This is a genomic window from Thomasclavelia sp., assembly GCF_017889095.1.
Classification (GTDB): Bacteria; Bacillota_I; Bacilli_A; order Erysipelotrichales; family Coprobacillaceae; genus Thomasclavelia.
The window spans coordinates 1-10,882 of record NZ_JAGHEW010000217.1 but is presented as its reverse complement, the minus strand read 5'-3'; the positions used below and the strand labels follow the sequence as shown (position 1 = coordinate 10,882).

Below are 10,882 nucleotides of genomic sequence, written 5' to 3'. Positions count from 1 at the left end.
GCTCAAGCTAAAAATGCTGGCGTTGAAATTGTTTTTGAACAAGTGCTCAAAGTTAATTTAGCTAAAGAAATAAAAGAAGTAGTAACTTTAAAGAAAACATATCAAACTAAAAAAATCATTATCGCCAATGGAACAACACCTCGTAAATTGGATATTCCAGGTGAAGAACTAGCAAAAACTAATGCTGTCAAATATGGAGCTGATTATCAAGATAAACATATTTATGTTGTCGGTGGGGCTGATGGAGCCGTTAAAGAAGCTTTATATTTAGCTAAATTTGCCAAGAAACTAACGATTATTCATTTTGAAGAAAAGTTAGGATGTATTGCTGAATTTAAACAGAAAATTAAACAAGCTAATAATATCGAAGTTTTAACAACTAAACGGATAAAAGCTATTTATGGAAAAAATGAAGTTGAAGCTTTTGATTTATATGATGAAAAAACTGGCAGTGTTGAACGAATCGAAGATCCTGGTTGTGGTATCTTTATTTATGCGGGATCTACTCCTAATAGTCAGTTATATAACGAATTGACTTTACAAGATGGTTATATTCCAGTAAATGAAAATATGGAAACAACAATACCAGGTGTTTATGCAGTTGGTGATATTAGAGTAAAACAAGTGCGCCAAGTATCAACAGCAGTTAGTGATGGAACAATTGCCGGTATTCATAGTGCTACTCATTAATCTAACGATTAATGAGTTTTTTCATAAAATGTTTTATTTTATCATAATATCTCGTATAATATAGAACTATGGAAGGTAAATGTATGGAAATATATGATAAATTAGTAAAACCGATTACAGAAATCAATTATTTACGTGCTGAAAATGTTGCTCGTTATCGTTTGATCATGCGCTATTTTTTCTATGAATATGAAAAGATTCATTATTGGCTATTTAAAGAAGATATTTATGAAATGATGACTAGCTTAGATGGTTATCAAGATTATACGATGGAACTTTGCCAACAGGATTTACAAAGCCTAGTGGAATGGGGTAATTTAGTTGCAATTCAAGATAGCCAAAAAGTTAAAACCATCGAAGATTTTAAAAATCGCCAGTTTCGTTATCAGTTAACGGAATATAGTGTTGAAATTGAACGACTTACAATTAAATTAGAAAATTTAAAGATAGAAGGAGCTTCACTAGAACCAACTTTATTAGAAAGAATATATCATCATTTGCAACAATTTAATGGTTTAAAAGATAAAAAAGATATTGATATTCATGGCTGGTTAGAATATCTGCTTAATGATTTTATCCGCCTAAATCAAAATTATCAGGACTATATTAAAACTTTAAATAGTGCTAAAGCTGAGGAATTGATGAAAACAGAAGCTTTTTTAGTTTATAAAGATAAATTAATTAGTTATTTAAGATCTTTTGTTAAAATCATGCAAGAAACTGGTTATTTAATTGCAATGGAAATTGAAGCGATTGATCAAGATGAACTTGATTATATTTTTAAACGAGCAACGGTTTATGAAATATCAATTCCTAGAATCGATGTTGAATTAGAAGAAAAAGAAATTTATGAAAATTATTTAGGTAAATGGAAAAACTTTTATAATTGGTTTGTTGGTGATGGCAGTCGCAATGAAATTGATCGTTTAAATGATATTACTAATGAAGTGATTAGAAAAATAACTCGTTATGCCCAACAAATCGTTGAATTAAATAATCGTGGTTCTAACCGTAAGGAACAATATGAATATTTAGCTAAAATATTTTTACAATGCCAGGATATTAATGAAGCGCATTGTTTAAGTGCGTATGTATTTGGAGTTGCTGATTGTTTGCATTTAAATAGAATTAATCCTCGAAAAAGTGAAGATATTAATAGTGGGGTTTATGAAGAACCTAGTTCTTTATTAAATTTTGACAGTCATTCAAGAATTGTTAGAAAGAAAACAATTCGTCAGCCGGTTCAGGATTATTCATTAGAGAGAAAGATGCAGCAGTTAGAAATGGAAGAAAAAATCGCTAAGCGAAAACAAAAAATAGCTGCTTTAATCAATAATAATATGATTGATTTTAAAACTTTACCGATAATTGATGAAGAAACACGAAAAGTATTATTACTATGGTTATCCAAAGGTTTATCACAAAGTAATAAAACTGCCAAAACTGATGATGGTGATGAATACTATATCGACAGTAACGAAGCTAATAAAGAATGTGTATTAAAGTGTGAAGATGGTGATTTTTTAATGCCGGCTTTTAAAATTGTTTTTAAGGAGAATTATGATGAACACCAAGGAAATACTGTTATCTAAACGCTGGATCTTAAAAAAAGATGATTCAAATATGTATTATCGTATCAAAGATGATGCTAAAAACTTAAAACGCTTATTTCAAGATAATTTTGGTTATCCGTTAATTAGTCATCAGGATTTTATCAAAATTGACAAAATTCCTGGTAAAGCCGAACCTTGGATGGGTATTACGGATTTTAAAGAATTACAAGAATATCAGATTTTTTGTTATGTTTTGATTTTTTTGGAAGATAAAGATCGTGAAGAGCAGTTTATTCTATCACACTTAACGGAATTTATGCAAATTCAGTTGCATGTCAATGAGGAATATTGGTTAAAGTTTACTAATCGTAGAAAATTTGTTAATGTATTAAAGTTTTGTTTAAAAGAAAAATTATTTATTCAAAATGATGGTGACATGGAAAACTTTATGCAAAATGAAAATACTGAAGTATTGTTTGAAAATACCGGATTATCAAGATATTTTATGCGTAATTTTGCCTACGATATTTTTAGTAATAAAACGCCACAAGATTTTATGAAAGAAGAATGGGTGGGTTTGGAACAAGATCGCGGGATCGTTAGAAAACAGCGAATTTATCGGCGTTTAATGCTTTCTTGCGGAATTTATAAAGAAGATGATAATAATGATGATTTTTCGTATATTCGTCATTATTATCATAGTATTCAAAATGATTTTCAAGCAATTTGTCCTTGTGAATTACAAATCTATAAATCAAGTGCATATTTAATTTTTGATGATGAAGTTAGAATTGGTAAAATGTTTCCTAAAAATAATGCAATGGATGAAATGGTCGTTATTATTATGGGTTATTTGCGTAAACGAATAAAAAATGCTGATTTAAAACGGGATAAAGATGAAATGGTTCTAATTCCGATTAGTCGTTTAAAAAATACGATTGAGCGAATGATTAAGGAAAACGAAGATTTTTTACCGGCAACATATCGTAATAAAAATCGCAAAATATTTATTGATGAGATCTATAATTATTTATTACAGCTTGGTTTTGTTCAAAAAGAAAATGATGATAATTTAGTTATTTATCCAATTATTGGAAAAATAGATGGAACGTATAAGGAGGATTAAAATGGGTGTTAGTAAATGGCATATGAACCGTTTAGGATTAGTTGATTTTTGGTGTTATGAAGATGATGAATTTAATTTTGAAGATGGTCATATGTTGCTTCGGGGTAGTAATGGAAGTGGAAAATCGGTTACGATGCAAAGTATGATTCCTTTACTGTTAGATGGTAATCGCAGCAGTGAACGGTTAGATCCTTTTGGAACGCGTTCAAGAAAAATGGATACATATTTGATTGATGAAAACTCAACTCGTGATGAACGAACTGGATATTTATATTTAGAGTTTAAACGAGCTGACAGTGAAATTTATAAAACGATTGGCATGGGATTACGTGCTCGAAAAAATCGCCCTTTAGATACCTGGTATTTTGTAATTGAAGATAACCGTCGTATCAACATTGATTTTAAATTAATTGAAAATCGATTTACTTTAACTAAAAAACAATTAGAAAATATTTTAGGAAACCAAGTAATTAATAGTCAAAAAGAATATATGAAAAAAGTTAATGATAGTATTTTTGGCTTTGCCAGTTTAGATGATTATAAAGATGCAATCGATCTTTTATTACAATTACGTTCTCCTAAATTAAGTAATTCATTAAGCCCAACTAAAATAAATGAAATCTTAGCACAATCATTACAACCGCTAAGTGAAGATGATTTACGGCCCATGAGTGAAGCGATTACCAGCATGGATAATTTACAAGATGATCTGGAAAATTTAAATACTAGCTTATCTGCTGCTAAAAAAATTAATCAGGCTTATGATGTTTATAATAAAGTAATTTTAATTGATAAATGGCAAAAATATAATCGTGAAAATGATGAATTAAAAAGAACTAAAAAAGAAATTAGCGAAAAAACAAATGATTTATCAAATTTAGAAAAAGAATATTTACAATTAGAAAAAGACCTCCAGGAAAGTAAAATAACTTTAGAAATAAAACAAAATGAAAAACGAGTATTAATTGATCCTAATATTGAAAACTTACATGAAGAATTAGTTTCTTTGAAGCAGCAAATTAAAGAAACCACTGCGTTAATTGAACAAAAAGAAAATCTTTTAGAAATAAAAGACAATAAATTAATTGATTTAGAAAATGAAATTTCCAAATATCAGGACCAAAGTTATCAGCTAGAAAAAAATTATGAGCGAATTGTTGAACAGTTAGAAATAATTGCACAAGACTTTCCTTTTAGTGAACATAGTGCTTTAAAACAGGCATTAGCTAATCATGAAAGTTTTGAATTCGATTATACAAAAAGACGACTAAAAGAGGAATTAAAAAGTACGCAGGTAATTCTGGAATTATTTAATCAATCAAAATTGTTAGAAGAACAAATAAAAAACTTAGAAGAAGAAATTAGTAAACTAAATGAACAAAATGCTTTAACGATAAACCAATCTAATGAAGCCAAAGAAAACTATGCAAATTGTATTGAACAGTATCAAGAATATTTTTATCATTATAATAATCATAATCAAATATTAAAACTATCTAATCAGGATTTAAATGAAATGGTTGCTTATTTAGTCGATTATGAAAATACCCAGGATTATCATTCAATTAATCAGATTGTCCATCAAAACTATTTAAAATTATTGGAAAAATATACTAAGGAACAAAGCAGTTTAACACTTGAATTAAAACAAAAAGAAAACGAATATCAGTTATTAGAAAGTGAATATGCAAAGTTTATAAACAATCAAGAAATTGAACCTGTACGCGATCAAGCTACGATTAATTTTCGGCAGTATTTAGACAACCATCAAATTCAATATGTACCGTTATTTAAATTATTAGATTTTGATGAAACGGTTGATGATCAAAATAAACAGATAATTGAAGAAATATTAATGCAAATGGGTATTTTAGATGCTCTAGTAATTGAACATAAAGATCAAGAATTTATTATTAATAATGATCTTATTGGTCATGATCATTGTTTGTGGTCTAATAAAAATTTAAGTGAGCTAACAGCAGTTAATTTAACTTTACCATTTAACCAAAACAGTTTTATTAAAACTCTAAATCAATTAGGAATTGAAGTTAATAATGATTTAATCATTACTCATAATTATTTTAAAACCGGTATTTTAGAAGGTTTAACTGATGGTCAAAATGAAGCTGTTTTTATCGGTTATCAAAGCCGTGAGGCATATCGGCAAAAGAAAATCGCTGAACTTAAAACATTGCTAAGTCAAAAACAGGATGAAATTGATACAATTAATGTTAATATTACGGCATTAAAAAATAATTTAGAAAAATTAAAAACCGAATTTTCATCATTTAAAAATGATCAAGAATTAAAATATTATTACTTGGTAATTGAACGAATTAAAAAAGAATTAGATTTCCAGCAGACTAAGATCAATCAGTTACTTGAACAAAAAACAGCTAAAGAAAATAGTGCCATAGCTCTTTATTCGTCAATCAAACAAGATTGTCAAAAAATCTTTGTAGCTCCAATTAAAGAAGCTGTTATAGCTAGACAAGAAGCCATCGATGAATATGAAATTAATTTGGATTTATTAAAAGAAAATCTTAGGGATAAAACAAATTTAAAAACATTATTATCAATTCAAAACGATAAATTATTAGAATTACAAGATGATGTCGACCGTTTAAAAGGAGAAACATCATTAATGCAGCATCAAAATCAAGTTAATCAGGGTAAAGCAAAAACAATCGCTAAACAATTAGATGATCTAGGTTATGCTAGTTTACAATCAAAATTGGAACAATTAGAAGTAGAAATAAATGAGTTACAAAAGCTAATTGAAACAAGTATTAGTAATCATTCTTCAATTAAAACTAAACAAGATTATCTAAAAATAGAATTAGAAACTAAAAATCAAGAATTGCAGCAACAAAATAAGATTGCTGAAAGATATTATGATATTCTATTACAAGAAGTTCGTTATGGTTTTGTTTTTGATGAAGATGAAAATCTAATTAAAAATTTAAGAAATCTTGCTAGTACAACTAAAATCACCAAAACAGTTAGTGATTATTTAGGAACTTTACAAAGTACATTCTTTGAACAAGTAGCTTATTTATCACAATATCACTTAACTCATGAAATCGATGAATTATGTCATGAAACTGATGATGTCAGTGGTCATTTTTTAATCAAAGCTAATTATCTTGGTAAAAAGATTCCTTTTGTAGAGTTATTAACGATTTTACAAGATAAAATTGATTCCCAAAAATTATTGATCATGGAAGAAGATCGCCATATTTTTGAAGAAATCTTAGTTAATACGATTGGTAAAAAAATCCGTAATCGGATCCAGGCAAGTCGTCGCTGGGTCGACAAGATGGAACGTTATATGCAGGATATGAATACCAGCAGTGGATTACAGTTGAGTTTAAAATGGCGCAGTAAAAAAGCTGTTAACGATGATGAACTGGATATTCAAAATTTAGTCAGTCTACTTGAAAAAGATTATCGTATCTTAAAAGATAGTGATCGAAATAAGATATCAGCTCATTTTAGAAATAAAATAAAAACAGCCCGTGAGTTAAGTTTAGATGAAAACACAACTGCATCATTCCATCAGTTAATCAAAGAAGTGATGGATTATCGTAAATGGTTTGAATTTACGTTATATACTAAAAAACCAAATGAACCACGTAAGGAATTAACTAATCGTATCTTTTTTGCTTACAGTGGTGGTGAAAAAGCAATTTCGATGTATGTACCATTATTTTCGGCAGTTGCCGCTAAATTTGAAAGTGCTCGAGAAGATGCTCCTTGTTTAATTGCATTAGATGAAGCTTTTGCGGGAGTCGATGAAAATAATATTGATAATTTATTTGCTTTAATTACTAAATTTAATTTTGATTATATCATGAATTCACAAGTTTTATGGGGTGATTATCCTTCTTGTAAAAGTCTTGCAATCTATGAATTATTTAGACCTAATAATGCTCCATTTGTTACAAAGGTATATTACAAATGGAATGGTCATGTAAGAAAGGCTGTTATCAAATGAGTCGTTTAAATGAATGCATTGATTATTTTACTAATCCAGGTTTTAATCGCTTTATTAAAGCCTGGATCAAAAAATATCAAAGTTTAGGACATTTAGGTGGTAAGATTGTTTTAGAAAATTTATCTTTGGAAGAAAAAGAAATATTAGGTTCTTTTTTAGGATTAGATTTAAGTTTGGGAAAATTAAGTATTAGCTATAATAAATTTAATCAATTATTTCAAGAAACAAAATTTGAAGGGATTGATTTTTTAGAAGTAATTAAAGCCATCAGTTTTAAGCCAATTTATACAAATCAACAAAAAAGAGCTTATAAAGAAACAAAGATTACAAACTTTAAAAATGAATTAATACAAAAATATCGTAATACTTATTGTTTTACCTGGTTAACTTCATATTTAAATGAAAATAACCAGGTAAATCGTTATATTAATTATGACCATGAATATTTTAAAACGGTTATCAACAATGTTTGTAAAGCTTTAAATAATTTACCTAAACATCATGATCAATATGTTTTATTACCAGTTTTTGCCTGGCAAATAACGGATGATCCTCACTATTTTGATAAAGATCTGCCTAAAGAGTTATTATTAAAAGGAATTATAAAAATATTTAATTTAGTAGATAACGACCGTTCTTTGCAGGCAGTTAATGATATTTTTTATCATGCTGGTTTATTACGTGATGATTTATCGAATAATTGTTATATTTGTCATCTAAGACCTAAAAGTTTAGTTTCTAATTGGGATGGGTTCTATTATGACTATGAACCCTGGAATATGAATCTCTATAATTTGATGCAAGTTAATGATAAGTTTGTCAAAAGTGCTGTTTATATTGTCGAAAATCCGGCTGTTTTTCGTATTTTAGCTGATTTTATTAAATTGAAACAATTAAATATTGGTTTAGTTTGCAGTAATGGGCAATTAAATTTATGTACGCATACGTTAATTGAAAAACTATTTCAAAGTGATTGTAATTTATATTATGCCGGTGATTTTGATCCAGAGGGATTAATGATTGCTGATAAATTAAAACAAAAATATCCAAGTTTAAATTTATGGTTATATACACCAAAACACTTTGATCTAATTAAAATTAAACAAATCCAAATTTCTAGTAAAAGATTAAAAATATTAGATAATCTTGTTGATCAAGATTTAAGGAAGCTTGCTAGTTTAATTAAGGAGTCAAGCTGTTTTGGTTATCAGGAAGGTTTGATTGACTTATATCTTGATGATATTAAAAAATAACTAATAATCTAAGTAAAAATAGGTATATTGAATTTGTAATTCAATGACAAGGTAATGATATTAGATGTATAATAGATGGTAAGATAGGAGTGATAGATATGTTTCCAATTATTGACTCGCAAAAAACGGGAGAAAAGATTAAATTATTAATGGAACAAAAAAATATTAGTTCTAAAGATGTTCAAAATTTTTTATCATTATCTTGTGTTCAAACTGTTTATCGCTGGATCAATGGGATTACTGTTCCTAGTATTGATAATTTATATGCATTAAGTTATTTATTAGGGGTACCGATAGATGAAATTGTTTGTGGAAATAGGGAAAGTTTTGAAAAAAATTATTTAGTAAAAGAAAATGGTGAGGTTTATCAGATGTCATTGAATTAACAGTTCAATGACATTTTTTTGATTGTTTGTTAAAATCAAAATAGAGAGTCAGGTATAATAATTAAATCAATGAAGAAACATTTGTGGATATAATCAAAAGAGATAAAGAATTAGAAAAAATAACTATAAAAATATATGTTTAATATCCTAATTAAAATAAATATTTGTAATATTTAAATATCTTTGATGTTGAACTTCCTGAAAAGAGTTGGGGATTAAAATAATTATAAATATATGCCTGGCTTTTATATAGGTAAGATGATGTGGAAAACTCTTTTACAAACACTTCATTTTGAAGTGTTTTTTGCTTTATCCTTTTAACTATTTTGATTATAATAGAATTAAAGTGAGGTAAAATATGATTAAAATAGATTTAGTTACGGGTTTTCTAGGTTCTGGGAAAACGACATTTATTATTGAATATGTAAATTATTTAGTTAAACAAGGTGAAAAAATTGGCATTATTGAAAATGATTTTGGTGCCATAAACGTTGATATGTTATTATTACAAGATAAAATCGGTGATAAATGTGATTTGGAAATGATTTCTGGCGGTTTTGATCAAGATAGTCACCAGCGCAGATTTAAAACCAAACTGATTGCCATGAAGATGTTAGGCTATGATCGAATTATTATTGAACCTTCAGGAATATATGATGTTGATGAGTTTTTTGATGTTTTGCGTGAAGAACCGCTAGATTCCTGGTATGAAATTGATAATGTTATTGCAATCGTAAATGGCAAATTAGAAGCTGATTTATCGAAAGAAGCTAATTTTTTACTGGCATCACAAATTGCTAATGCAGCAACTATTTTGTTAAGCCGCATAGACGAATGTGATCATAAACAAATAAATAGGACAATCGATCATCTAAATAAAGCATTAACGATGGTACAATGCAAGCGTAAATTAGAAAGTGAAATTATGGTTAAAAAATGGGATGATTTAACTGACGATGATTTTAAAACAATTAGTACTAATGGTTATGTATTAACTGATTATTTAAAATTAAGTTTTGATCAACATGAGGTTTTTAATTCACTGTTTTTTATGAATGTTCATCAAGGAAAAGAGCAGTTAATAAATACTGTAAAAAAAATTTTTAATGACCATGAATGTGGCAAAGTATTTCGGATTAAAGGATTTATTAACGAAAATGATACCTGGTATGAATTAAATGCAACTAAACAGGAAATTACCTTGCAGCCAATTAGTATTGGTCAAGAAATAATTATTGTGATCGGTGAACAATTGCAAAAAGATAATCTTGCTAAGTATTGGTAAGAATTTAAAAGTAGCGATAAATACGATTTTATGGTATATTTAAACTGCATGTTTTAGGAGGTTTATTATGGATAGTCAATTAACATTTAGATATGCAACCAAAGATGATGTTGGTTTAATTTTAAAATTCATTAAAGGAATTGCTGAATATGAAAAAATGCTTGATGAAGTAGAAACAACTGAAGACTTATTGCAAGAGTATTTATTTGAAAAACAGCGCGCTGAAGTAATTTTTGCTGTAGTTGATAATATTGAAGTTGGTTTTGCTTTATTTTTCCACAATTTTTCAACATTTGTAGGGAAATCAGGGTTATATTTAGAAGATATTTTTGTATGGCCTGAATATCGAAAGAAAGGTTATGGTAAAGCTATTTTCAAACAATTAGTAAAGATTGCAAGTGAACGTGATTGTGGCAGAATGGAATGGGTTTGTTTAAACTGGAATCAGCCAAGTATTGATTTCTATCTATCGTTAAATGCTAAACCGCTAGATGAATGGACGACTTATCGTTTAGATAAAGAAGCATTACAGGCATTAAATGAAACAAAATAAAATGTAAAAAGTAACTTTTTGCAAGTTTTGAATTAAAAG

Annotated in this window: 8 protein-coding genes; all 8 read left to right on the top strand. The window is 27.9% G+C overall.

Features of this window, described 5'->3' with window-relative positions:
• A partial coding sequence (locus tag J7M77_RS09470; protein ID WP_296877860.1) for an NAD(P)/FAD-dependent oxidoreductase occupies positions 1–690 on the top strand: 690 nt, incomplete at its 5' end.
• An 83-nt stretch (positions 691–773) separates the two neighbouring features.
• Positions 774–2,282, top strand: a complete 1,509-nt coding sequence (locus tag J7M77_RS09465; RefSeq protein ID WP_296877858.1) for a TIGR02677 family protein — start codon at positions 774–776, stop codon at positions 2,280–2,282.
• A complete protein-coding gene (locus J7M77_RS09460) occupies positions 2,254–3,369 on the top strand; it encodes a TIGR02678 family protein (protein ID WP_296877856.1) in 1,116 nt (371 codons plus the stop codon). Before J7M77_RS09465 ends, J7M77_RS09460 begins: the two co-directional genes overlap by 29 nt.
• 1 nt (position 3,370) lies before the next feature.
• On the top strand, positions 3,371–7,366 hold the full coding sequence (locus tag J7M77_RS09455) for a TIGR02680 family protein (RefSeq protein WP_296877854.1): 3,996 nt from the start codon (positions 3,371–3,373) through the stop codon (positions 7,364–7,366).
• Entirely contained in the window at positions 7,330–8,619 is a 1,290-nt protein-coding gene (locus tag J7M77_RS09450) for a TIGR02679 domain-containing protein (protein WP_296877852.1), read from the top strand. Before J7M77_RS09455 ends, J7M77_RS09450 begins: the two co-directional genes overlap by 37 nt.
• A gap of 98 nt (positions 8,620–8,717) precedes the next feature.
• A complete protein-coding gene (locus tag J7M77_RS09445; protein ID WP_296877850.1) occupies positions 8,718–9,005 on the top strand; it encodes a helix-turn-helix transcriptional regulator in 288 nt (95 codons plus the stop codon).
• Between the two features lie 358 nt (positions 9,006–9,363).
• Positions 9,364–10,290, top strand: coding sequence for a GTP-binding protein (locus J7M77_RS09440; RefSeq protein WP_296877848.1), 927 nt, complete (start codon positions 9,364–9,366; stop codon positions 10,288–10,290).
• Positions 10,291–10,357: 67 nt separating this feature from the next.
• Positions 10,358–10,843: a GNAT family N-acetyltransferase gene (locus J7M77_RS09435; RefSeq protein WP_296877846.1), complete on the top strand. Its 486-nt coding sequence runs from the start codon at positions 10,358–10,360 to the stop codon at positions 10,841–10,843.
• Positions 10,844–10,882 lie beyond the last annotated feature (39 nt).